The 23,827-nt window shown below is 52.5% G+C and carries 24 protein-coding genes and 1 pseudogene; 12 read left to right on the top strand and 13 right to left on the bottom strand.

Annotation, left to right across the window (positions count from 1 at the left end; all coding sequences use genetic code 11):
* Positions 1 to 119 precede the first annotated feature (119 nt).
* Positions 120 to 1,805, top strand: a complete 1,686-nt coding sequence (gene fadD, locus FN037_RS02460) for a long-chain-fatty-acid--CoA ligase FadD (protein ID WP_142501470.1) — start codon at positions 120 to 122, stop codon at positions 1,803 to 1,805.
* A gap of 81 nt (positions 1,806 to 1,886) precedes the next feature.
* Positions 1,887 to 3,011, top strand: coding sequence for a ribonuclease D (rnd, locus tag FN037_RS02455; RefSeq protein ID WP_185929229.1), 1,125 nt, complete (start codon positions 1,887 to 1,889; stop codon positions 3,009 to 3,011).
* Positions 3,012 to 3,083: 72 nt separating this feature from the next.
* Here rnd and minE read toward each other — a convergent pair whose 3' ends face one another.
* The 3 genes from minE to minC are packed head-to-tail and all read right to left on the bottom strand — an operon-like array spanning position 3,084 to position 4,890.
* Complete coding sequence (gene minE / locus FN037_RS02450; RefSeq protein ID WP_138360244.1) at positions 3,084 to 3,353, bottom strand: cell division topological specificity factor MinE; 270 nt, start codon at positions 3,351 to 3,353, stop codon at positions 3,084 to 3,086.
* A 3-nt stretch (positions 3,354 to 3,356) separates the two neighbouring features.
* Positions 3,357 to 4,169: a septum site-determining protein MinD gene (gene minD, locus FN037_RS02445; RefSeq protein WP_138360245.1), complete on the bottom strand. Its 813-nt coding sequence runs from the start codon at positions 4,167 to 4,169 to the stop codon at positions 3,357 to 3,359.
* A 22-nt stretch (positions 4,170 to 4,191) separates the two neighbouring features.
* On the bottom strand, positions 4,192 to 4,890 hold the full coding sequence (minC, locus tag FN037_RS02440) for a septum site-determining protein MinC (protein WP_138360387.1): 699 nt from the start codon (positions 4,888 to 4,890) through the stop codon (positions 4,192 to 4,194).
* A gap of 126 nt (positions 4,891 to 5,016) precedes the next feature.
* Here minC and FN037_RS02435 point away from each other — a divergent pair, with 126 nt between their 5' ends.
* The 3 genes from FN037_RS02435 to FN037_RS02425 all read left to right on the top strand — a co-directional run bounded on the left by FN037_RS02435 (position 5,017) and on the right by FN037_RS02425 (position 6,520).
* Positions 5,017 to 5,298, top strand: a complete 282-nt coding sequence (locus FN037_RS02435; protein ID WP_138360388.1) for a YcgL domain-containing protein — start codon at positions 5,017 to 5,019, stop codon at positions 5,296 to 5,298.
* Positions 5,299 to 5,319: 21 nt separating this feature from the next.
* Positions 5,320 to 5,979 (top strand): fumarylacetoacetate hydrolase family protein, encoded by a 660-nt coding sequence (locus FN037_RS02430; protein WP_138360246.1) that lies wholly within the window; start codon positions 5,320 to 5,322, stop codon positions 5,977 to 5,979.
* A 94-nt stretch (positions 5,980 to 6,073) separates the two neighbouring features.
* Complete coding sequence (locus FN037_RS02425; RefSeq protein WP_138360247.1) at positions 6,074 to 6,520, top strand: YcgN family cysteine cluster protein; 447 nt, start codon at positions 6,074 to 6,076, stop codon at positions 6,518 to 6,520.
* A 153-nt stretch (positions 6,521 to 6,673) separates the two neighbouring features.
* Here the strand turns inward: FN037_RS02425 and FN037_RS02420 are convergent, their stop codons facing one another.
* The 5 genes and pseudogenes from FN037_RS02420 to nhaB form a co-directional block, all read right to left on the bottom strand.
* A complete protein-coding gene (locus FN037_RS02420; RefSeq protein ID WP_138360248.1) occupies positions 6,674 to 7,054 on the bottom strand; it encodes an RND transporter in 381 nt (126 codons plus the stop codon).
* A 753-nt stretch (positions 7,055 to 7,807) separates the two neighbouring features.
* Positions 7,808 to 8,149 (bottom strand): annotated as a pseudogene (locus FN037_RS02415) (SOS response-associated peptidase family protein); the annotation flags it as partial.
* A gap of 130 nt (positions 8,150 to 8,279) precedes the next feature.
* Entirely contained in the window at positions 8,280 to 8,624 is a 345-nt protein-coding gene (locus FN037_RS02410; protein ID WP_142501468.1) for a DUF1971 domain-containing protein, read from the bottom strand.
* A 112-nt stretch (positions 8,625 to 8,736) separates the two neighbouring features.
* Positions 8,737 to 9,267, bottom strand: coding sequence for a disulfide bond formation protein DsbB (gene dsbB, locus FN037_RS02405; RefSeq protein WP_138360251.1), 531 nt, complete (start codon positions 9,265 to 9,267; stop codon positions 8,737 to 8,739).
* A 135-nt stretch (positions 9,268 to 9,402) separates the two neighbouring features.
* Positions 9,403 to 10,950 carry a sodium/proton antiporter NhaB gene (gene nhaB / locus FN037_RS02400; protein ID WP_142501866.1) on the bottom strand — a complete coding sequence of 516 codons (1,548 nt, stop codon included), beginning with the start codon at positions 10,948 to 10,950 and terminating at the stop codon, positions 9,403 to 9,405.
* Between the two features lie 243 nt (positions 10,951 to 11,193).
* Here nhaB and fadR point away from each other — a divergent pair, with 243 nt between their 5' ends.
* Positions 11,194 to 11,913, top strand: coding sequence for a fatty acid metabolism transcriptional regulator FadR (fadR, locus tag FN037_RS02395; protein WP_142501865.1), 720 nt, complete (start codon positions 11,194 to 11,196; stop codon positions 11,911 to 11,913).
* 57 nt (positions 11,914 to 11,970) lie between these two features.
* Here fadR and FN037_RS02390 read toward each other — a convergent pair whose 3' ends face one another.
* Complete coding sequence (locus tag FN037_RS02390) at positions 11,971 to 13,503, bottom strand: SpoVR family protein (RefSeq protein WP_138360252.1); 1,533 nt, start codon at positions 13,501 to 13,503, stop codon at positions 11,971 to 11,973.
* Positions 13,504 to 13,824: 321 nt separating this feature from the next.
* Between FN037_RS02390 and FN037_RS02385 the strand changes: the two genes are divergently transcribed.
* Both FN037_RS02385 and dadX read left to right on the top strand, forming a co-directional pair.
* Positions 13,825 to 15,123, top strand: a complete 1,299-nt coding sequence (locus FN037_RS02385; protein ID WP_138360253.1) for a D-amino acid dehydrogenase — start codon at positions 13,825 to 13,827, stop codon at positions 15,121 to 15,123.
* A gap of 12 nt (positions 15,124 to 15,135) precedes the next feature.
* The gene (gene dadX / locus FN037_RS02380; protein WP_138360254.1) at positions 15,136 to 16,206 is read left to right on the top strand and encodes a catabolic alanine racemase DadX; all 1,071 of its coding nucleotides are present in this window, start codon (positions 15,136 to 15,138) and stop codon (positions 16,204 to 16,206) included.
* A gap of 16 nt (positions 16,207 to 16,222) precedes the next feature.
* Here dadX and FN037_RS02375 read toward each other — a convergent pair whose 3' ends face one another.
* Both FN037_RS02375 and ldcA read right to left on the bottom strand, forming a co-directional pair.
* Positions 16,223 to 17,956 (bottom strand): potassium/proton antiporter, encoded by a 1,734-nt coding sequence (locus tag FN037_RS02375; RefSeq protein WP_138360255.1) that lies wholly within the window; start codon positions 17,954 to 17,956, stop codon positions 16,223 to 16,225.
* A gap of 92 nt (positions 17,957 to 18,048) precedes the next feature.
* Complete coding sequence (gene ldcA / locus FN037_RS02370) at positions 18,049 to 18,963, bottom strand: muramoyltetrapeptide carboxypeptidase (protein WP_142501467.1); 915 nt, start codon at positions 18,961 to 18,963, stop codon at positions 18,049 to 18,051.
* Between the two features lie 95 nt (positions 18,964 to 19,058).
* Here ldcA and emtA point away from each other — a divergent pair, with 95 nt between their 5' ends.
* Positions 19,059 to 19,670, top strand: coding sequence for a membrane-bound lytic murein transglycosylase EmtA (gene emtA / locus FN037_RS02365; protein ID WP_138360257.1), 612 nt, complete (start codon positions 19,059 to 19,061; stop codon positions 19,668 to 19,670).
* A 191-nt stretch (positions 19,671 to 19,861) separates the two neighbouring features.
* Positions 19,862 to 20,530, top strand: coding sequence for a YecA family protein (locus FN037_RS02360; RefSeq protein WP_142501466.1), 669 nt, complete (start codon positions 19,862 to 19,864; stop codon positions 20,528 to 20,530).
* A gap of 28 nt (positions 20,531 to 20,558) precedes the next feature.
* Here the strand turns inward: FN037_RS02360 and tyrP are convergent, their stop codons facing one another.
* A complete protein-coding gene (gene tyrP, locus FN037_RS02355; RefSeq protein WP_142501465.1) occupies positions 20,559 to 21,770 on the bottom strand; it encodes a tyrosine transporter TyrP in 1,212 nt (403 codons plus the stop codon).
* Positions 21,771 to 21,965: 195 nt separating this feature from the next.
* On the opposite strand from tyrP, the gene FN037_RS02350 reads away from it, so the two are divergent.
* Positions 21,966 to 22,205, top strand: a complete 240-nt coding sequence (locus FN037_RS02350) for a YecH family metal-binding protein (RefSeq protein ID WP_138360260.1) — start codon at positions 21,966 to 21,968, stop codon at positions 22,203 to 22,205.
* 36 nt (positions 22,206 to 22,241) lie between these two features.
* Here FN037_RS02350 and ftnA read toward each other — a convergent pair whose 3' ends face one another.
* On the bottom strand, positions 22,242 to 22,739 hold the full coding sequence (gene ftnA, locus FN037_RS02345; RefSeq protein ID WP_138360392.1) for a non-heme ferritin: 498 nt from the start codon (positions 22,737 to 22,739) through the stop codon (positions 22,242 to 22,244).
* Between the two features lie 417 nt (positions 22,740 to 23,156).
* On the opposite strand from ftnA, the gene FN037_RS02335 reads away from it, so the two are divergent.
* A complete protein-coding gene (locus FN037_RS02335; RefSeq protein WP_142501464.1) occupies positions 23,157 to 23,795 on the top strand; it encodes an RpiB/LacA/LacB family sugar-phosphate isomerase in 639 nt (212 codons plus the stop codon).
* Positions 23,796 to 23,827: the final 32 nt, after the last annotated feature.

Raw genomic sequence — 23,827 nt, 5'->3', positions numbered from 1 at the left:
CTTCGCAACCTGTAAAACGGCTGATTAATAAACTGGTACGCTGAGTTAATATAATGTTAACAGAATGTTTTCAATCAGGGGCTGTGATGACGACGAATAGCTATTTCAGAGGTGATGCAGTGAAAAAGGTTTGGCTAAACCGTTATCCCGCAGATGTTCCCGCGGAGATAAACCCTGACCGCTATCAATCCCTGGTTGAACTGTTTGAACAATCCGTAACCCGTTATGCTGACCAACCGGCATTTATCAATATGGGTGAGGTGATGACCTACCGGAAGCTGGAGGAGCGCAGCCGGGCGTTCGCCGCTTATCTTCAGGAGGGATTAGGTTTACAAAAAGGCGACCGTGTTGCCCTGATGATGCCTAACTTATTGCAATATCCGGTGGCGCTGTTTGGTATCCTGCGCGCAGGGATGATCGTGGTAAACGTCAACCCGCTATACACGCCGCGTGAACTGGAGCACCAGCTTAATGACAGCGGGGCGGCGGCCATTGTGATTGTCTCTAACTTTGCACACACCCTGGAGAAGGTGGTCGATAAAACCCAGGTGAAGCACGTAATTTTAACGCGTATGGGCGATCAGCTCTCTACGGCAAAAGGGACGCTGGTGAACTTTGTGGTGAAGTACATTAAGCGGCTGGTGCCCAAATACCATCTGCCGGACGCGATTTCATTTCGTCGTGCGTTGCAGCACGGCTACCGAATGCAGTACATCAAACCGGAAATTGTTTCACAGGATCTCGCTTTCCTCCAGTATACCGGCGGGACAACCGGCGTGGCGAAAGGGGCAATGCTGACTCACCGCAATATGCTGGCGAACCTTGAGCAGGTGAATGCCACCTACGGGCCGCTGCTGCATCGCGGGAAAGAGCTGGTGGTCACCGCGCTGCCGCTGTATCACATCTTTGCGCTGACCATGAACTGTCTGCTGTTTATTGAACTGGGTGGGCGGAATCTGCTGATTACTAATCCGCGCGATATTCCAGGTATGGTCAAAGAGCTGGCGAAATACCCCTTCACCGCCATGACCGGGGTAAATACCCTGTTTAACGCTCTGCTTAATAACAAAGCATTTCAGGAACTCGACTTCTCCTCTCTGCATCTTTCCGCCGGTGGCGGGATGCCGGTACAGCAGGTGGTTGCTGAGCGCTGGGTGAAGCTGACCGGGCAATATCTTCTGGAAGGCTATGGCCTGACGGAGTGCGCGCCGCTGGTGAGCGTTAACCCGCACGATATTGATTATCACAGCGGCAGTATTGGTCTGCCGGTGCCCTCCACTGAAGCGAAACTGGTGGATGACGACGATAATGACGTGCCGCCGGGCGAGCCGGGCGAGCTGTGTGTGAAAGGGCCGCAGGTGATGTTGGGCTACTGGCAACGCCCGGATGAGACGGCTGAAATCATTAAGGATGGCTGGCTGCATACCGGCGATATCGCGATAATGGATGAAGAGGGGTTTCTGCGCATCGTCGATCGTAAGAAAGATATGATCCTCGTATCCGGGTTCAACGTCTATCCTAATGAAATTGAAGATGTGGTCATGCAACACCCCGGCGTGCAGGAAGTCGCTGCGGTGGGCGTGCCGTCAGGTAGCAGCGGTGAAACCGTCAAAATTTTCGTGGTTAAGAAAGCCCCGGCGCTGACGGAAGAGATGCTTATTACCTTTTGCCGTCGTCAGTTGACCGGCTACAAGGTTCCGAAGCTGGTCGAGTTTCGCGATGAACTGCCAAAATCCAATGTCGGTAAAATTTTACGGCGAGAACTGCGTGACGAAGCCCGCGCTAAAGTAGACAATAAAGCCTGAGCTAAGAGTGAATCGCCAGACGCCGGCTAAGCCGGCGTTTTTTATGGGCGCAAGTTAAGAGAGTACGATTTGAACTATCAGATGATCACCACCGATGATGGCCTTCGCGCCATCTGTGAAGCGGCAAGCGCGGTTTCGGCCATTGCGCTGGATACGGAATTTGTCCGTACTCGTACCTATTATCCCCAACTCGGTCTGCTTCAGCTGTTTGATGGCGAACAGGTTTCCTTGATTGACCCACTGGTCATTACAGACTGGGCGCCGATGCGTGAACTGCTGCTGAATAAAAACGTGACTAAATATCTGCATGCCGGCAGTGAAGATCTGGAAGTGTTTCTTAATGCTTTTCATTTGATGCCGCAACCGCTAATCGACACGCAAATTCTGGCCGCGTTTTGCGGACGTCCGATGTCATGGGGATTTGCATCGATGGTCGAAGAGTATAGCGGCGTGGCGCTGGACAAAAGCGAATCACGGACCGACTGGCTGGCCCGTCCGTTAACGGAACGCCAGTGCATTTATGCTGCTGCGGATGTCTGGTACCTGCTACCTATCGCCAACAAGTTAATGGCTGAAACTGAAGGCGCCGGCTGGCTATCCGCCGCGTTGGATGAATGCCAGTTAATGCAGCAGCGTCGTCAGGAGGTTCAGGATCCGGCGCAGGCGTGGCGCGATATCGGCAATGCCTGGCAACTGCGCACTCGCCAGTTGGGGTGTCTGCAACTGCTGGCCGACTGGCGTTTACGTAAAGCGCGCGAGCGTGACCTGGCGGTCAACTTTGTCATTCGAGAGGAACATCTGTGGAACGTCGCGCGCTATATGCCTGGCAGCCTGGGGGAGCTTGATAGCCTGGGGTTATCGGGCAGCGAAATTCGCTTCCACGGTAAGACGTTGATAAGCCTCGTCGAAAAAGCGCAGGCGCTGCCGGAAGAGGCGTTGCCAGAGCCGCTACAGAACCTGGTTGATATGCCGGGGTATCGCAAGGTGTTTAAAGCGATTAAAGCGCTGGTACAGACGGTGAGCGTGGAGAAGGGCATAAGTGCGGAACTGCTGGCATCGAGAAGGCAGATTAATCAGTTGTTGAACGGGCACTGGGGGTTAAAAAACGGCAACGGGGAGCCAGAACTGATTTCCGGCTGGCGCGGTGAATTGATGGCCGATCGCCTGAAGGCGCTATTAAGCGAGTATCCGCGTTCAGAGATTTAACGCGGGTGAGCGCACAGGGAGGGAAATAACCGGCATCGCATAGCGTTGCCGGTTTTTTACCACCTCGCAGGGTCAGGATTTCGACTCTTCGGTTTCCGGCAGGGTGACGTTCAACTCCAGAATCGAGATATCGCCGTCTTTCTGCTCCAGCTGTACGCTGACCATTTCCGGGTCGATCTGCACATACTTACAAATCACTTCCAGAATGTCTTTGCGCAACTGCGGCAGATAATGCGGTTCCGCATCGCTGCGACGACGTTCCGCGACAATGATTTGCAGGCGTTCTTTCGCAATGTTGGCCGTGTTCTTTTTCCGCGAGAGAAAAAAGTCGAGTAATGCCATAATTTATCCTCCGAACAGGCGTTTGAGGAAACCTTTCTTCTCTTCTTCTACGAAGCGGAAAGGACGTTCTTCTCCGAGCAGACGTTCAACGGTATCGGCGTAGGCTTTACCCGCGTCCGAAGTCTCATCCAGAATCACCGGTTCACCCTGGTTGGATGCGCGCAATACGGACTGATCTTCAGGAATGACGCCCACCAGGTTGATGCGCAGAATTTCCAGCACGTCCTCCATGCTGAGCATATCGCCCTTGTTCACTCGACCCGGATTATAGCGGGTCAGCAGCAGATGCTCTTTGATCGGATCTTCACCTTTTTCCGCCCGGCGGGATTTCGAGGCAAGAATGCCAAGGATACGGTCGGAGTCGCGGACGGAGGAGACTTCCGGGTTGGTGGTGATAACGGCTTCATCCGCGAAATACAGCGCCATCAGCGCGCCGGTTTCGATACCAGCCGGAGAGTCGCAGATGATAAAATCAAAACCCATCTTTTTCAGTTCTTCGAGAACCTTGTCTACGCCTTCGCGGGTCAGAGCCTCTTTATCACGGGTCTGCGAGGCTGGAAGGATATAGAGGTTCTCCGTACGCTTGTCTTTGATAAGCGCCTGATTTAAGGTGGCGTCTCCCTGGATGACGTTGACGAAGTCATAAACGACGCGACGCTCACAGCCCATGATCAGGTCAAGGTTACGCAGACCGATATCGAAGTCGATGACGACCGTTTTTTTTCCCTTCTGGGCCAAACCAGTAGCGATGGCCGCGCTGGAGGTGGTCTTGCCAACGCCTCCTTTACCCGAAGTCACAACAATAATGCGTGCCATAGAAATTCCTTGTTAAAAGGGATTAATTCAACGATTGAATTGTCAAAGCGCTATCGCCTAAACGCAGGCGCGCCGCTTTGCCATAAAATTCGGCCGGAATGTTATCACTCAGCCAGTATTCCCCCGCGATGGACACCAGTTCCGCCGAGAGGTGGGTACAAAATATCTGGACGTCTCTGTCGCCGCCCGCGCCAGCAAGCGCGCGTCCCCGCATCATGCCATATACATGGATATTACCATCAGCGATAAGTTCCGCGCCGGCACTCACATGGTTTGTCACAATGAGATCACAGTGTGGTGCATAAATACGCTGTCCGGAACGTACCGGCTGATCTATCAAACGCGTTTTTGTGATCTGATTAACAACTGGCGGCGGCGCTGGCGGTTCAGCAACCGCCTGACGGGGAATATGTTCTTTCCCTTCAGTTAATAAAGGAATGCCCGCACGGTCAATGTCTGCTTTCAGGCGAGGGAGCTTACATCCGCTTACGCCCATGATACGCAAACCCGTGCTCGCAATAGCTTCATGCAGCGCGCGCCAGTCGACGGCCTCTTCAATGCCGCTAATATTCACAACCACCGGAGCATGACGTAAAAAGGCGGGGGCCTGGGCGATTTTTTCTTCTAACGCCTGACGAATAACCTCGGGACTTGCATCGTGCAAATGAACAACGGATAAGGTGAAGCTACTTCCCTTAAGTTCGATTGGCGTATTTGACATCCTGGCCTTACTCAATTTGCTGTTTATCAACCGGCGAAGTGCGGTGATATTCCGAAGACTAAAAGGCATGTTATAGTCACTCATATATTGAGGCAAGTGACCATAGGTCTAATTCCGAGTAAAACTATGTTTTGTGTGATCTATCGAAGTACTAAACGTGAGCAAACCTATTTATATGTCGAAAAAAAGGACGATTTTTCCCGCGTTCCCGACGAATTAATGCGTAGCTTCGGTATGCCTAAACTGGCAATGATTCTGCCGCTCGATGGACGGAAAAAACTGATTCAAGCCGATTTAGAGAACGTGAAGCAGGCGCTGACCGATCAGGGCTACTACCTGCAACTTCCTCCTCCACCTGAAAATTTACTCAAGAAACACCTGGCGGAACAGGGGAATAAATCTGATTAACCCACTGAGGGCAAATAAATAATGTACCAACATCATAACTGGCAGGGCGCGTTACTGGATTATCCGGTAAGCAAAGTGGTTTGCGTAGGTAGCAACTATGCTAAACATATCAAAGAGATGGGCAGTGCGACGCCGGAAGAGCCGGTGCTGTTTATTAAACCTGAGACGGCGCTGTGCGACATTCGCCAGCCGTTAGTGCTTCCAGAAGGTCTGGGGTCGGTGCATCATGAAGTCGAGCTGGCGGTGCTGATTGGCGGCACCTTACGGCAGGCGACGGAAGAGCACGTGTTGAAGGCTATCGCAGGCTATGGCGTGGCCCTTGATTTGACCCTTCGCGATTTGCAGGGAAAAATGAAAAAGGCTGGTCAGCCCTGGGAAAAAGCGAAAGGCTTTGATAACGCCTGTCCAATTTCCGGGTTTATTCCGGTGGCGGAATTTCATGGCGATGTGCAGAATACGCCGCTGAGCCTGAAGGTAAATGGTGAAGTGCGTCAGCACGGCACAACGGCTGATATGATCCACAAAATCGCGCCGTTGATTGCGTATATGTCGCGTTTCTTCACGCTGAAAGCCGGTGACGTGGTGCTGACTGGCACGCCGGAAGGTGTTGGCCCGCTGAACGGCGGCGACGAACTGGAGATTGGTTTTAATGGATTATCGTTGACCACTCGTGTGTTGTAACGTCCGTTTGCCGCCTTTTCAGGGCGGCAAAACTTGCAACGGCGTGCCAGAGTGGTTATAAGGTGCACCCTGAATTGCAATGACGGACATCCTAATGAGCGACCAACCTTTCTGGCAACAAAAAACACTGGATGAAATGAGCGATGCGGAGTGGGAATCACTCTGCGATGGCTGTGGACAGTGCTGCCTGCATAAGCTGATGGATGAGGATACCGACGAGATTTATTTCACTAACGTCGCTTGCCGTCAGCTCAATATTAAAACCTGCCAGTGTCGTAACTATGCGCGCCGTTTCGAATATGAGCCGGATTGCATTAAGTTAACGCGCGACAATTTGCCAACGTTTGAATGGCTGCCGATGACCTGCGCGTATCGTCTGCTGGCGGAAGGAAAGCCGTTACCCTCCTGGCATCCGCTATTGACGGGTTCGAAGGCCGCTATGCACGGTGAGCGGATTTCCGTTCGCCATATCGCGGTAAAAGAGTCCAGCGTGGTTGACTGGCAGGATCATATCCTCAATAAGCCGGATTGGGCCAGTTGATGTCATGATTTATACGCTATTTTTCCTGCACAGAAATGGTGTGGGGTAGCCTATTGGTTTTATCCTCAAACAATGATCATCCCGCTGGTTTAGCCGCGTCGAGGGCGCCGGGTGTATGAACGGACGAAGATGGATTATGACACCTGCAGTCGGTTATGGCGCATTTACTATGGCCGCACTGGATGTCGCGGCGCCATCTGACTGGATGTTTGCTGCAGAATTCCAGTCCTTGCCCATAAGCGTGCTGTCGGATTCACTGGACGAAGAGTGGGTTACATCGTCATCGTTTGGTAGCGTCGAGCCTTCAATATCTTCTTTCGTACCCGCCAGATCTGGCATAGTGCTTGACCATTTTCCGTCGCTTGAGTAAGTATCGAACCCGTTGACCCCATTTGGAATACTGCTGGATGTCGTTCCATCATCATGAAAGCACAACTGCCCGCCTATATTATTAGATTCGCAATATGACGCTGCCGAGGAGAACGATACAGAGGACAGCGTAGCCAACAACAAAACAAATTTAACTTTACCCATCGCTGTCACCCTCAGTTGACTGTACAGGATAACTATCATGCACGGGCTGTTGTAAATGTGTTTGAATTTGTAATTCAACATGTCGGAGGGGGCCACTGTCACTAACGGATCGAAAATGGGCTTTCGCATTTTCAGACGGTTAACATGCTCCTTGACAACACGATTACGCAGTTGCAGGTGATGGCTTCACACATCAGACTCATAAAACGGAAGGCATAATTTTCTTCCGCCTGATTCGCGGAAGGCCCGCTTTTTATCCGTTGTTGACAGCAATACATGTTATCAACGGCTGCCTGTTTGATGATGAGGAAAAAAAACCGCCAGGAATATGGCGGCGTCAAATCTGACAAGAGATATGCAACACATCATCATTCCGTGGTTAACCACGATCCTCAAGGGTGTGAGGTATGTAAATCATAATCCAACAATCCGGTAACAAAATGGATAATTTATGGAATCGTCAGCTTCCCGGCTGGTAGCCGTGGCAAGAACGACTGAGCGAGCAATCGCTAACGACAGATAACATGGTTGAGGTCGGGACAGGTGACGGGTGTCGATAGCGCGCGCAAAGTGGAGTACGGGATATTGGCATTCCGGCCAGATTTGCAAGGGCGGCCGGTGGTCGTCCTGTCAAACAATGGTGGTCGCGTGGTCTGCTGATGCTATGGGATTGAAAGGCAATGGCCCTTATGGCCTTAAGTGTATTTGCTCAAACCTTATCGCAAGAGAATTCCTCAAGTGAGAAATTGGAATTTCGTGCTTTCTGCTTTCACGTTTCCACTCAAACCAACCATCGGCAAAGCAAATAGCCCGGCCGTGCTGCCAGAGAGGGATAAACATCCTGCTTGTCGCTGCGGTTTCCAGGCGAGCATTAATGAGTGGAGGCTTATCCCACTACGTCAGCGCATATCCCCAGTGAACCGAATCGAGGTGAAGTTGCTTATCACGTTCGCTCAGCAACAAAACTTTGGTACCGGGTGAGACGTTATACCGGCCAATGGGGTCAGGATCATAAGCAATATCGCACTCGCCCTCTTCAGCCAGATAAGCCAGGTATGCGTTGCGTGCCTGTGACTGGGCAAAACGTGCGCACATGATCACCTCCAGTCTTCAAACTGAAACGACAGGATATGGGAAAGGCGGTGGGCATGGATGGAAAATAAAAGCACCACAGATATCGCGCACTAAAACAGAGAATGTGAAATCGGCCGCAGTAAGGCGCGAATTACTCTTTCTTCCCGTGGAACAGCCCGCTTTCGCCATCGGCATCGTCTGCGACCCAAAAGTTAATATTGAACTGCGCATCGTCGCTTAGCTCGATACGGTGCCAGTACTGCGGTGGACTGGTGGCAAACTGACCGGCGTTTATCACCACTTTCACTTCCGGTTCAGTCGCCTGTTCATCAGCAAAACCGTAGTAGATGACAGTGCCTTCCATCACACAAAGCTGGCCAAAAACACCGGCGGCGGTGTTGTGGTGAGTCAACAGGGCAGCGGGAACATTCCGTTTGGTGAAAAACGGCGTGGAACGTTTTATTTTCCAGTCAGCGGGAATTCGCAGATGAGACATCATGTGCTCCTGAGTGAAGATAAATAAGTTGTATTTAATGTGCAACTTTTAGGGGCCGACGTCAATACGCAAAAAAAACGCTCCCGAAGGAGCGCTTTACCCGCAATCACTCTTAGCGTCCAAAAAGATCGCGTCTTTTCGGTTTAAATGGCTGAGCAATAAGCACCAGCACGCCAACAATCAGATAGGCGGCGAAAATCCCGACCAGCCATTGCGGCATCTCCAGGGTCAGGAACTCCCATTGGCGTACGGCGCAGTCACCGGTTGCAACGAAAATCTGAGGCAGCCATTTATCCAGCGGTAACCAGCCGGGAAAGCGTGCGGCAAAATCGCAGGTCTGGAAAGGGGAAGGGTGGAGCTGAATCATGGTATGCTCCCACGACAACTGCAGCCCACGGAAGGCGCTGTAAAGCCAGATAACGATTGCTACATAGCGCAGCGGGGATTTCGGGGCGATCGCGCCGACAATACCGGCTCCCATCACGCCGAAAAGCGCGCAGCGTTCGTAAATGCACAGCACGCATGGCTGCAGCAACATCACGTGCTGGAACCACAATGCAACCAATTCAAGAATAAACGCGGTTAGCGCCATCAGGAGCCAGGCACCGCGTCCCCTTGAGCACTGGTTTAGATATCGCAACATAATCATTTCCCTGGAACATGCTAAATCATGGCAGTGTAAACGAAAACCGCACCGACGCCATCAACTCGTCTGAAAATATTCCGTAAACAAATCCTGCGTACCCGGTGAGTGCGCCGGGTACGCGCCGCGCTATTTTTATAACTGGGGCGTAACCAGCCAGCCGTGGTCGAGCATCCACTGCGTGGCCGGCATTAAGGTAAACTCGACGCACGCCAGACCAACCAGCGTCAGGACAAGGGTGTACGGCAGCGCCATCCATACCATCCGGCCGTATGAGAGACGTATCAATGGCGCCAGGGCGGATGTGAGCAGGAACAAGAACGCCGCCTGGCCGTTCGGTGTCGCCACCGATGGCAGGTTGGTGCCGGTGTTGATCGCCACCGCCAGCATCTCAAACTGCGGTAGGCCAATGGTGCCCTGTGCCAGAGCCGCCTTCACCTCATTGATGTAGACCGTGCCGACAAAAACGTTGTCGGAAATCGATGACAGCAGGCCGTTAAACAGATAAAACAGCGAAAGCTGAGCATGCGGCGACGCTTGCAGGACAAATTCAATCACCGGGGCGAACAGATGTTGATCGATAATCACCGCGACCACGGCAAAAAAGACGGTAAGCAGAGCGGTAAATGGCAGAGCTTCGGTAAACGCTTTGCCGATCGCATGTTCATCCGTGATCCCGGAGAAAGTGGTGGCCAGAATAATCACCGACAGGCCAATCAGACCGACTTCCGCAAGGTGCAGCGCCAGCGCGACGATCAGCCAGACGCCGATAATGCCCTGCGCGATAAGCCGCAGGCGATCCTGGCGGCTACGGCTCTGACGGCTACGATCGTCAAAATCCTGCAGCACTTTGCGCACGGTTGGCGGCAGCGGTTCGCCATAGCCAAAAAGGTGGAATTTTTCCAGCAGCAGACAGGTTGCCAGGCCGCAGGCCAGCACAGGCAGCGTGACGGGTAACATGCGTAAGAAAAATTCACTAAAGTGCCAGCCAGCGGCTTTAGCGATAATCAGGTTTTGCGGCTCACCGACCATCGTCATCACGCCGCCGAGCGCCGTACCGACCCCCGCATGCATCATCAGGCTGCGTAAGAAACCGCGAAACTGTTCCAGCACATCGCGGTAGTGCTGTTCGATATGGTTATCATCAAGGAGATCGTGATCATCCGGGCGCGCTGAAGCAACCTGGTGATAGATACCATAAAAACCGACGGCGACGCTAATGACCACCGCCACGACGGTCAGCGCGTCCAGAAAGGCGGAGAGGAAGGCGGACGCAATACAGAATGCCAACGACAGCAACATTTTACTGCGTATACCCAACAGCAGGCGAGTGAAGATGAACAACAGCAGCTGTTTCATGAAGTAAATCCCCGCCACCATGAACATCAGCAGCAACAGGACTTCCAGGTTAGCGGCAACTTCTTCCCGGATATGGTCGGGGGTTGTCATACCAATAAAGACAGCTTCAATCGCCAGCAGTCCCCCCGGCAGCAGCGGATAACACTTAAGCGCCATTGCCAGGGTAAAGATGAATTCAACCACCAGCAGCCATCCGGCGATAAACGGGTTGAGGTGAAAGACTAAGGGATTAATAATTAAGAAAATAATAAGCGCGAGCTTATACCAGTCCGGAGACTGGCCCAGAAAATTGCGCCAAAGGGCGCGGCCATAAGACATTTCCATGACAGCCATTCTTTCTCCGTCAAAAATTCAACACACTTTTATACGTGACTATGCGCAAGATTGCCAGTTGGGTAAAAAACTTGTAATCCGCTTTATATCACCTTCTTCAACAAGAAAAAGCGTGAAATGAAAAGTCTAAAATGAAACAGCGATCCCTTTTTAATTGCTCTCTGGCGCTATCTGCCTCAAGGGTGCTCTGGTATGATGAGTAAAATTGCAACGCTGTGTAATGGAAATATTATTATGGTCATTAAGGCGCAAAGCCCTGCGGGTTTCGCTGAAGAGTACATCATTGAGAGTATCTGGAATAACCGCTTTCCTCCTGGTTCAATTCTTCCCGCTGAACGTGAGCTTTCTGAACTGATTGGTGTGACCCGTACAACCTTACGTGAAGTGTTGCAACGCCTGGCCCGCGATGGCTGGTTAACTATTCAGCACGGGAAACCCACGAAGGTGAATAATTTCTGGGAAACATCGGGCCTGAATATTCTCGAAACCCTGGCGCGTCTCGATCATGACAGCGTACCGCAGCTCATTGATAACCTGCTGTCGGTGAGGACGAATATTTCGACTATATTTATTCGCACCGCATTCCGCCAGCATCCGGACAAGGCGCTGGACGTGCTGGCGAGCGCGCATGAGGTGAAAGATCATGCGGATGCCTTTGCCGAGCTGGATTACAACATTTTCCGCGGTCTGGCTTTTGCGTCCGGTAACCCGATCTACGGCCTGATCCTCAATGGTATGAAAGGGTTGTATACGCGCATTGGTCGCCACTATTTCTCCAGTCCGGAAGCGCGTAGTCTGGCGTTGGGCTTCTATCATCAACTGGCGAAAGTTTGTGAAGAGGGCCTTTACGAGCAGGTTTATGAGATTGTGCGCCGCTATGGGCGCGACAGCGGTGAGATTTGGCACCGTATGCAAAAAAGCCTGCCAGGCGATTTAGCTATCAATATGCGCTAAACCCGGTGAATGATAAAAAATGCCCGGCGTGACTGCCGGGCGTTTTGCTTTCAATCATTACAGCGCATTTTGCCGCGGAGGAACGCGATCCAGCAATTCAACGCTGCCATCGGCGTTTTGCTGCTCCAGAAGAACATCAAATCCCCACAGGCGGTGAACATGCTTAAGAACTTCACGGCGGCCTTTATCTAACGGTACGCGGTTATGCGGCACGTAGCGCAGGGTTAAGGAGCGGTCACCGCGCAGGTCAACATTCCAGACCTGAATATTGGGCTCAAGATTGCTCAGATTGTACTGTGCTGAAAGTTTCGAGCGGATCTCACGGTATCCCTCTTCGTTATGAATAGCGGATATCTCCAGATAGTTGTTGTGATCGTCATCGAGCACGGTAAAGAAGCGGAAATCGCGCATGACTTTCGGCGACAGGAACTGGCTGATAAAGCTCTCATCCTTAAAATCCCGCATGGCGAAATGCAGCGTTTCAAGCCAGTCAGAACCGGCAATATCCGGGAACCAGTATCTGTCCTCTTCCGTCGGCGACTGGCAAATACGTTTAATATCCTGGAACATGGCGAAGCCCAGTGCGTACGGGTTAATGCCGCTATACCACTGGCTATTGTAGGGCGGCTGGAACACGACATTGGTATGGCTGTGGAGGAACTCAAGCATAAAGCGCTCCGTCACTTTTCCTTCATCGTAAAGATGATTGAGGATGGTGTAGTGCCAGAAAGTTGCCCAGCCTTCGTTCATGACCTGAGTCTGCTTCTGCGGATAAAAGTACTGACTGACCTTACGCACGATGCGCAGGATTTCACGCTGCCAGGGCTCCAGTAACGGCGCGTTTTTCTCCATAAAGTAGAGCAAATTTTCCTGCGGTTCCGAAGGATACCGGCGTTTGGCTTCTACGATTTTTTCCTCTTCGCGCTTCGGTAAAGTACGCCACAGCATATTCACCTGGCTTTGCAGATACTCTTCGCGACTTTTTTGCCGTGCTTTCTCCTCTTGTAAGGAAATTTTTTGTGGGCGTTTGTAACGGTCGACACCATAGTTCATTAAGGCATGGCAGGAGTCGAGCAGTTTCTCGACTTCATCAACGCCGTAGCGCTCTTCACATTCGGTGATGTATTTACGTGCGAAGATCAGATAATCAATGATTGAGCTGGCATCTGTCCAGCTGCGGAACAGATAGTTGTTTTTGAAGAAGGAGTTATGCCCGTAGCAGGCATGAGCCATCACCAGCGCCTGCATGGTAATGGTGTTCTCTTCCATTAAATAGGCGATGCAGGGGTTGGAATTAATCACAATCTCATAGGCCAGGCCCTGTTGACCGTGCTTATAAGCTTGTTCGGTTTCAATGAATTTTTTACCAAATGACCAGTGCGGGTAGTTGATAGGCATCCCGACGCTGGAGTACGCATCCATCATCTGCTCGGAAGTAATCACTTCAATTTGGTGCGGATAGGTATCAAGACGGTACAGTTTCGCCACCCGGTCGACTTCTGCCAGATAAGTCTCCAGCAGTTCAAAAGTCCAGTCGGGTCCATCGCTTAAACGGGTTGCGTCCTTGTTCATGGAATCAATCGTAGCCATTAGCGCGCCCTCATTGTTGGTGGTTCTCTCTGTACGGAAAACCTCTAAACAAGCATAGAACACGGTGCCGTAAACTGCGTTGATGAGCAATTTCTTTTCTTCGCGATTTCACAATCTTAAAGGCGTTATTTTGCGCTTTAATCAGAATTTTATTCTGAAGAAAAAGGGAGCGTAGCAGGAGATTGTAAATCAGTGGGGCCACTACTGGCGGTGAATCCTGTGAAGCGGGTCATCATAAATAAAGCGTATGTTGAATAATATTTTCATCTGGGTTATCAATTTGTAATTAGATGATTGTTCTTTAACGATTACGGAGCCGATATGCGCGTCGTTATACTGGGAAGTGGGGTCGTTGGGGTCGCAAGCGCCTGGTATTTAAGCCAGGCAGGACATCAGGTGACGGTAATTGACCGTCAGCCGGGAGCCGCTGAGGAGACAAGCGCTGCAAATGCCGGACAGATCTCTCCGGGCTATGCTGCGCCGTGGGCAGCGCCTGGCGTGCCGCTGAAAGCAATCAAATGGCTATTCCAGCGTCATGCGCCGCTGGCGATTGGTTTTGACGGGACGCAGTTCCAGTTGAGATGGATGTGGCAGATGCTGCGCAACTGCGATACCCGTCACTACATGGAGAATAAAGGACGCATGGTGCGTCTGGCCGAATACAGCCGCGATTGCCTGAAAGCGCTGCGTGAAAGTACCGGTATCCAGTATGAAGGCCGCCAGGGCGGGACTCTGCAGCTTTTTCGCACGGCTAAACAGTTTGAAAACGCCACCCGTGATATTGCCGTGCTGCAAGAGGCGGGTGTGCCTTATCAACTGATGGAAGCGCAGCATCTGCGGGAGGTTGAACCCGGGCTCGCCGAGGTCAGTCATAAGCTGACCGGCGGTTTACGTTTACCCAACGATGAAACCGGCGACTGCCAGCTGTTTACCACGCGTCTGGCGGCGATGGCGGAGCAGGCGGGGGTGACCTTCAGATTTAATACGGCAGCGGATGCGTTGTTATATGAAGGGGAGCAGATCTCCGGTGTGAAATGCGGGTCTGAAATCATCAAAGCTGATGCATACGTTATGGCATTAGGTTCATATTCAACGGCTATGCTGAAAGGGCGGGTGGATATTCCGGTTTATCCGCTGAAGGGCTATTCACTCACGATTCCGCTGGCGGAAGAAGACGGCGCGCCAGTATCGACTATTCTGGATGAAACTTACAAAATCGCCATAACCCGCTTCGATAAGCGTATTCGCGTCGGGGGCATGGCGGAGATTGTCGGTTTTAATAAAACACTGCTGCCGTCGCGGCGTGAGACTCTGGAGATGGTGGTACGCGATCTGTTCCCCCGCGGCGGTCATATTGAGCAAGCGACCTTCTGGACCGGATTGCGGCCGATGACGCCGGATGGTACGCCGGTGGTAGGCCGTACGGCGTATAAAAATCTGTGGCTCAACACCGGGCATGGCACGTTAGGGTGGACCATGGCTTGTGGCTCAGGGCAACTGCTTAGCGATTTGATCTCCGGACGAACCCCGGCGATTCCGTATGACGATCTTGCGGTCACTCGCTATCAGCGTGGGTTTTCCCCGGCTCGTGCCCGACATTTGCACGGTGTTCATAATTAACAAGGAGTTTTTATGTCCCGTCCTGTAAAGGCCAGTATTGATCTCTCAGCTTTGCGGCAAAATCTGCAAATTGTTCGCCGCGCCGCGCCCGGCTCGCGCCTGTGGGCGGTGGTCAAAGCAAATGCTTATGGCCACGGTCTGGCGAGAGTCTGGGGCGCGCTGAGCGCCGCTGAGGGGTTTGCGATGCTGAATCTGGAAGAGGCGATCCTGCTGCGCGAGCTGGGCTGGAAAGGGCCGATACTGATGCTGGAAGGCTTCTTCCATGCCGATGAACTGGTGTTGTTTGATAAATATCGTCTGACAACCAGCGTACACAGCAACTGGCAAATCAAGGCGCTTCAGCAGGCGAAACTGCATGCGCCGCTTGATATCTACGTTAAGGTGAACAGCGGGATGAATCGGCTGGGCTTTATGCCGGAACGTCTGCCGATTGTCTGGCAGCAACTGCGGGCACTCGATAACGTCAGTGACATGACGTTAATGTCGCACTTTGCTGAAGCGGAAAAAGCGGAAGGCATTGTGGAACCGATGCGCCGTATCGAACAGGCGGCGGAAGGTCTCGATTGCCCGCGCTCGCTGGCAAATTCCGCCGCCACGTTATGGCACCCGGAAACCCATTATAATTGGGTAAGACCGGGTATCGTGTTGTATGGCGCTTCACCTTCCGGCCTGTGGCAGGATGTGGCCAATACCGGGTTGAAACCCGTGATGACCCTAAGCAGCGAGATTATTGCCGTGCAGAATCTGAAGGCCGGAGACGCGGTAGGCTATGGCGGGATCTGGAAAGCGACGCAAGAACAGAGAATCGGAATCGTCGCCTGTGGCTATGCGGATGGCTATCCTCGCCTGGCGCCGACCGGCACGCCGGTACTGGTTGACGGTGTGCGTACCACCACGGTAGGGCGCATCTCAATGGATATGCTGGTGGTCGATTTAACCCCTTGCCCACAGGCGGGGATTGGCGCGCCGGTTGAGCTGTGGGGCAAAGAGATTAAAATTGACGACGTTGCCGCCGCCTGCGGCACCGTCGGCTATGAATTAATGTGCGCTCTGGCGCCGCGCGTTCCGGTTGTGACAGCGTAACGGAAGGTGAGGCGGATCACTCCGTCTCACCTTCCGCCATACGGACACCGACTCTGAGTACGTGATCTTCTTCTTTTTCTGCCACCGTCCACACCATTCCGGCAAACTCCACCTGGTCACCGACAACCGGGGCGGCGCCTAACAACTGCTGAATGACATCCCCGAGTGAATGCTGATGCTCGCGGAACTCTTCGCCGCCGTCGATACCGTAAATTTGTGCCACATCGGCGAATTTTGCATCCGCATCAAGGATGAAATCACCGAAGAAGCGCTGATCAAGCGACACGGGCGGCGACTGACTGAACAATTTCCCCAGCGCCGGCAAATCGCGTTCGCGGCCAATAACGCAGAGAATATCCCCTTCCAGCAGCCGCGTGCTGCCCGTCGGGTGCAGCAGAACATTATCGCGAAACAGCGCGGCAATACGCGTTTCAGGTGGCATATGCAGGTCGCGTAGCGCCGCGCCGACGCACCATTTCTCGGCGCTAAGCTGGTAAACAAACTGCTCCCACGGGTTCTTCGGATGAATATCCAGCCCCACCCGGGAAATGGGATACCCCACCAGCGGCACGACGACTTTGGCTTTTTTTGCCGCCCACGATAGCGACGTGCCCTGCAAAAGCAGCGAGACCAGGACAACGAAGAAGGCCACATTAAAGAATAACCGCGCGTTTTCCAGACCGGCCATCATCGGAAAGACGGCGAGAATAATTGGCACCGCGCCACGCAGACCGACCCAACTGATAAACATCCGTTCGCGGAGATTAAAGCCGCGAAAGGGTAACAGACCGGCAAATACCGATAGCGGGCGGGCGATGAATATCATCCACATCGACAGAATGAGCGCCGGGATAGCGATGGGCCATAAATCGGATGGCGTCACCAGCAGACCGAGTACCAGGAACATGGCAATCTGCGCCAGCCATGCCAGACCGTCAAAGTTCTGCAGGATGCCGTGGCGGTTGCGAATCGGCCTGTTACCAAGCAGGAAGCCGCACAGATAAACCGCAAGGATGCCGCTGCCATTCAGCGATGTGGTTGCGGCAAAAATCATGATCCCGCCGCTCAGCGCCAGCAAGGGATAAAGACCAGTTGGCAGTACGATGCGGTTGATCATCTGCAGCAGCAGATAACCGCCTGCCAGACCAATGGCGATACCTAATCCAAACTGCTGCACGAGATGGACCACGAACAGCCAGCTCAGGCCAGTCTGATGCTGTTCGATCATCTCAATAAGCGTAATGGTCAGGAACACCGCCATCGGATCGTTGCTGCCGGATTCAATTTCCAGCGTGGAGCCGACGCGTTCGTTCAGGCCCTTACCGCCGAGCAATGAAAACACCGCAGCCGCATCGGTGGAGCCAACGATTGCGCCGATCAGCATGCCTTCAATAAGATTGAGATGAAATAACCAGGCCGCCATCGCACCGGTGAGAATGGAAGTAATCAGAACGCCCACCGTGGCGAGTGAAAGCGCAGGCCACAGCGCAACGCGAAAGGAGCTGGCCTGGGTTCTCATCCCGCCATCCAGCAGAATGATCGCCAGCGCCAGGTTGCTCACCATATAAGCGAATGGATAGTTGTCAAAAGGAATACCGCCGATACCATCAACGCCCGCCAGCATCCCGATGGCCAAAAAGATAACCAGAATGGGGATGCCGAGGCGTGAGGAAAAAGAACTTAATAAGATGCTACTGGTTACTAAAACAGAACCCAGGATAAACAAATTGATGACCGCAGCGGCGTCCAATGTTGACGTACTCCTTACCGGCATGAATATGAATTAAAAACTACACCATTTTAACAATCTCACGCTAATCAGGATATGCGTTAGAGGAATTTTTATTCCGTCAGAACCGGGTGACCGCTGATGCGCAATGTTGTGATGGATGTGTTGTTGACCAGTTGTCCTCTGGCGCCCAGCGGCAACGTGACGGTGCGCTGCTCATGACCAAATTCCAGCCCCGAAATAACGGGAATGTTAAGCTGTGCGCGAAGGTAATCGTATACCACCGGCAGGTCATATCCGGCATCATAGTCGTTAGCATTCCCCTGACTGAAGCTGCCTAAAATAATCGCCAGCTGGCGCGCCAGAATACCGCTATTAAGCAACTGCAATAGCATTCTTTCGACCCGGAAGGGATGTTCGTTAATATCTTCGACCACCAGAATTCCGTCGCTAATCTGCGGCATCCACGGCGTACCAATAAGCGATGTCAGCATGGCCAGGTTGCCGCCCCACAGGGTGCCTTCGGCGCGGCAGTCTGGCCCATCACCGTGCCATTCCAGGGTAAACGCCGGGCTACGCAACGCCTGCCAGAAATGGTGCCGGGTAAATTCGTTTAGCGTCTCCGCGCCAAAATTGCCAGCCAGCATCGGTCCGCTAAAAGTGATGACGTCTCCTTTTGCCAGTAGGCCCATCTGAATGGCGGTAAAATCGCTGTGGCCGCAAATGAGCAGCGGATCCCGCTGCTGGCGGGCGATCAGCGCCTGCCAGTCAATGTGCGGCAGCAGGCGAGTCGCGCCATAGCCGCCGCGAACCGCCAGCACAATACGGTTTTTACCGTCCAGCGTTGCAAGATGGTTGATATCGGCGAGTCGTTGATGTTCCGTTCCGGCGAAACGCCGTTCCCGGCGGGGGATTACCTCCAGATGCATGACCTGATGTCCAGCCTCCTGCAGACGTTGTACGCCGCGGTTAGCCGCCTGCTGGTTGCTGCAATAACCGGAGGGGGCGATGAGGTAAAACTGGGACATGACAATTCCTTGCTAAGAATGAAAGGGTTATCATGCCGCCTGGCGCGTTTATTGTCATCACCGCGCGGCAAACTTCAGCCAATAAGGATCGATGTGTGAAATTGAGATGGTGTATGTTTTTACTGGTCTTGCTGGCCGGTTGTAGCTCAAAACAAGATTATCGTAATCCGCCGTGGAACCCGGAAATCCCGGTTAAGCGAGCCATGCAGTGGATGCCTGTCAGTGAAAAAGCCGGTGCGGCGTGGGGAGTGGATCCGCAGTTGATCACCGCGATTATCGCCATTGAGTCCGGCGGTAACCCGACGGTTATCAGTCAATCTGGCGCGGTTGGCCTGATGCAACTGAAACCATCGACATCAGGTCGTGATGTGTACCGGCGGATGGGCTGGAGCGGCGTTCCTTCAGTGAGCGAGCTGAAAAATCCTGAGCGCAATATCTCCATGGGGGCCGCGTATCTGAGCATTCTTGAAACCGGTCCGCTGGCGGGGATTAAAGATCCGCAGGTGATGCGCTATGCGCTGGTGGTCGCCTATGCCAATGGCGCGGGGGCGCTGCTGCGGACATTCTCGTCGAGTCGGCAGGATGCGATTGACGAAATTAATGAGATGGATGCGGATGACTTCTTTGAGCACGTTGTGAAAAAACATCCGGCACCACAGGCCCCGCGTTATATCTGGAAATTACAGAAAGCGTTGGATGCCATGTAATCCCGCATTCTCCCCGCAGGCTGTATTGCGGGGAGGAATTTTTCCTTCCTTATCGTCAGACTGAGGCCTTTTTCCCTTTCAGTCCGTTTGCCGGAAAAGAGGCACTGTCGCCGAATGCGCCATGTCAGGTAGTTTTCTCGCGCTATTTCCGCTACTGTAAGCGCCATTTTTCTACGAGCATGAGCCTGGTTATGAACAGCGGACCCCTGAATGAAAGCGAAATTGAATGGCTGGACGAGATCCTGTCGAAATATGCTGAAGAAGGCACCATCCTTGATGTTGCCGAACTTGATGGATTGCTGACGGCGATTCTCTCCGGGCCGACGGAGATCGAACCCGCGCAGTGCCTGCTGGCTATCTGGGGAGGGGCGGATAACGTACCGCGCTGGGCTAACGACCGGGAACGGGACCGATTTGTGGATCTGACGCTGCGGCAGATGAGCGATATTGCGGAGCGTCTAAGCGATTACCCCGATCAGTTTGAGCCGATGTTTGGCAGCCGTGAAGAGCAAGGGCAGGAACTGACTATCGTCGAGGAGTGGTGCTTCGGCTATATGCGCGGTGTGGGCCTGAGCGACTGGTCCGCCTTACCGGCACCGTTGCAGGCCGAACTGGATGCTATCGCTTTGCATGGCTCCGAGGCGCACTTTGAGGCGCTTGATAACTTATCTGCTGACGAGTTTGTCGCCAGCGTAGAGCGAATTCGTCCGGCGGCTCTGGCGCTCTATAACTACTGGACCGAGCATGCTCAGCCCATAGCGGGTCAACAGCCGGTCAGAAATGAGGCGAAGATCGGGCGCAACGATCCTTGTTCCTGCGGCAGCAACAAGAAATACAAACAGTGCTGCTTAGCGAAATAAAATCAGGGGCCGCACAGGCCCCTGAAGATTACCCCACCGCAGGCAGCAACCCCGTGGCAATAGCGAACTGAATGCCCACGATACCGATCCCGCACAGCAGAACCAGCCACAGAGCCGGGGTCCCTCCGGCCACTCGCCACGCGGCATCAGGATGCTGTCTACGGCTCTTGATGGCCAGCAATGCAGGGAGCATGAGCGCCAGTACCGCCAGCGCGACACCGGCATAACCTAAAGCCATTACGAACCCGCGCGGGTAGAACAGGGCGAAGGCCAGAGGCGGCAGAAAGGTGATTGCACCGCTCTGTATACGTCCGCTGACGCTGTTGTTACGTTGAAACAGATCGGCCAGGTAGTCGAATAACCCAAGCGCTACGCCGAGGAATGAGGTAGCCAGCGCCAGATCGGCAAACAGATGGACGGCCACTTCAACGTGCGATGAAACCACCACTCCGCGGATTGTTTCTAACAGTCCGTTAAGCCCGGCATTTTTTGCCAGCAGGTGGGTAAAGGTGGTCGAATCAATACTGCCAAGGGTCGCCAGTTGCCAGAAAATATAGGCGACCAGCGGAATAAAGCTACCGATAATAAATACCCGACGCAGCTTTCGAACATCCCCGTTAAGGTAGCTGACGATACTGGGTATGCTGCCGTGAAAGCCAAAAGAAGTGAACATCACCGGTATTGCCGATAGCGCCAGCCCTTGTTGTAAGGGCAGAGTCAACAGGTTCATCTGATGAATGTGCGGCAGGAGAAGCGCCAGCATAACCGCAAGGAAGATAATTTTGGCGCTGAATAAAAAACGGTTAAAAAGGTCGACCAGCGATGTTCCGATACACACCACCGTCCCGCCGATGCCGGTAAACAGCGCAACGCCGACAGCAGGCGACAGGGGCCAGTTCAGCCACTGATTGAGACTCGCGGCCAGTAGTTCGCCAGCCCCGCTTATATAGGCGGCGGTCAGGGCGTACAATAAGAACAGCATGCAAAAACCGGTTACCCATTGCCCATAACGCCCCAGATAGCGGGCCGCGAGAGAGCCCAGCCCCATGTCAGCCGGTACATGCTGGTAAACCTCCAGCAACAATAACGCGGTGTAGCACATCAACGCCCAAAGCGTGATGAGCAAACCTAACGTAACGGCGAAACCGACGCCTGCCGATGCTAATGGCATCGCTAACATTCCGGCGCCGATAGTGGTCCCGGCGACGATTAAAATACTGCCAAGAGTGCGATTCTTCACGCTTTCATCTATCCATAACGGAATACACAATTGATTATGCCGCGCAGGGTATGTGAAATCCGCGTGTTCGTCAAACCAGTGGTACAGGGGGTGTAATGATTGGTTTACGGATGTCGCGATTTTGCGTTAAAGCTGCGCTGGCGCAAGAATCGCTTATCCCGACGAGTTTATGCTTTGTGTTTTACGGGAGGCATTATGCAATCAATTCATGGCCACGAAGTTTTACAAATGATGCTCGCGTCAGGTGAGCCTTATACTGCCGCCAGCCTGGAGGCGGCGATTACCGCGCGTTTCGGCACGGAGGCGCGATTCCATACCTGTTCGGCTGAGGGGCTGAGTGCGGCGGAACTGGTGGCGTTTTTGCAGAAAAAGGGTAAGTTTATTGCCAGAGAAAATGGGTTTAATACCCATGAAAGTAAAATTTGCCATCATTAATACGGCGACGTTTGTTACACGTCGCCATTATTTTGCTTAATTCTGCGTATCGAGCGTTGCCAGTTCTTTATCAATAAAGTACAGACCTTCGCCGCTTTTTCCTGCGAGGGTCAGTTTATCAATAACAGATTTAAACAGTTTCTCTTCTTCATGTTGCTCTGCAACGTACCATTGCAGGAAATTAAAGGTCGGATAATCCTGACCGGTCATCGCCGCATGCGCCAGTTCGTTAATTTTCTGCGTAATTAACTGTTCGTGTTTATAGGTGGCGCGGAAGAGTTCGTCCAGTGAAGCATATTCCGCCGCCGGTGATTCGATAGCTGCGATGCAGGGCAGGCTACCGGTATCCGTCAGATAATCGAACAGGCGCTGCATATGGGTCATCTCTTCCTGCGCGTGGCGACGCAGAAATGCCGCGGCGCCTTCAAAACTGTGGTAGCTGCACCATGCACTCATTTGCTGATAAAGCAGAGAGGAGTAAAGTTCAAGGTTCATCTGTGCATTGAGCTTGTCGATCATTTCTGTTTTTAGCATCAGGTTTTCTCCGCAAATAAAATAAAAGCATATTTTGTCGTCACTATAATTTGTTATTAATTTATTTGCAAAAAGTAAATTAATAAAATGATTTATTAATAATGCAAATGGGAATAACACGCATTGGCACTTTAATAAATAATGAGAATGGTTTTAATTTAATATTTGACGTTATTCATTATCACCGCAGATCTCGTGCTAAAAACGGGCACCCGCAGACAACGTGTCGGAAATGGTTTGAGCAGCAACGGGGAGAGTCAGGCTGTGCAGGGGGGAGAATGAAAAGTGTGAGGGGATATGCAATTTATAAAACAACTTTTCATAAAATTTGAAAGTATGTTTATGTGGTGCTATCGTTAAGGGCAACGCTAACGAACTATCGCGGGCGAACCCGCACAGCATTCAGGAGAGTAAAGCATGAAAATCGCACTGATGATGGAAAATAGCCAGGCGAACAAAAACGCCATTATCCTCAATGAGTTAAACACCGTTGCTGAGGAAAAAGGCTTCCCGGTTTACAACGTCGGTATGAGCGATGAAAACGACCACCACCTGACTTATATTCATTTGGGTATTATGGCCAGCATTTTGCTGAACTCGAAAGCGGTAGATTTTGTAGTTACCGGCTGCGGTACCGGCCAGGGGGCCATGATGTCGTTGAATATTCATCCGGGAGTGGTTTGCGGCTACTGTATCGATCCGGCTGATGCTTTCCTTTTTGCGCAGATCAACAACGGGAATGCGCTTTCTCTGCCGTTTGCAAAAGGTTTTGGCTGGGGAGCCGAATTGAACGTTCGCTTTATCTTTGAGAAAGCGTTTACTGGCCGTAAAGGTGAAGGTTATCCGCCTGAACGTAAAGAACCGCAGGTTCGCAATGCCGGAATACTGAACACCGTTAAAGCCGCTGTTGTGAAAGATAACTATCTGGATACACTGCGCGCGATCGATCCCGAACTGGTGAAAACCGCTGTTTCCGGTCCGCGCTTCCAGCAGTGCTTCTTTGAAAACTGCCAGGATAAAGAGATCGAAGCGTTTGTTCGTCAGATTGTCGGCTGATCTTCAGTCAACTTAACATGGGCCAGCGTGGC

Origin of the sequence: Klebsiella sp. 2680, assembly GCF_900198535.1 — a bacterium.
In the GTDB taxonomy this organism is placed as follows: Bacteria; Pseudomonadota; Gammaproteobacteria; order Enterobacterales; family Enterobacteriaceae; genus Klebsiella; species Klebsiella indica.
This window is presented reverse-complemented; position numbering and strand designations above follow the sequence as displayed.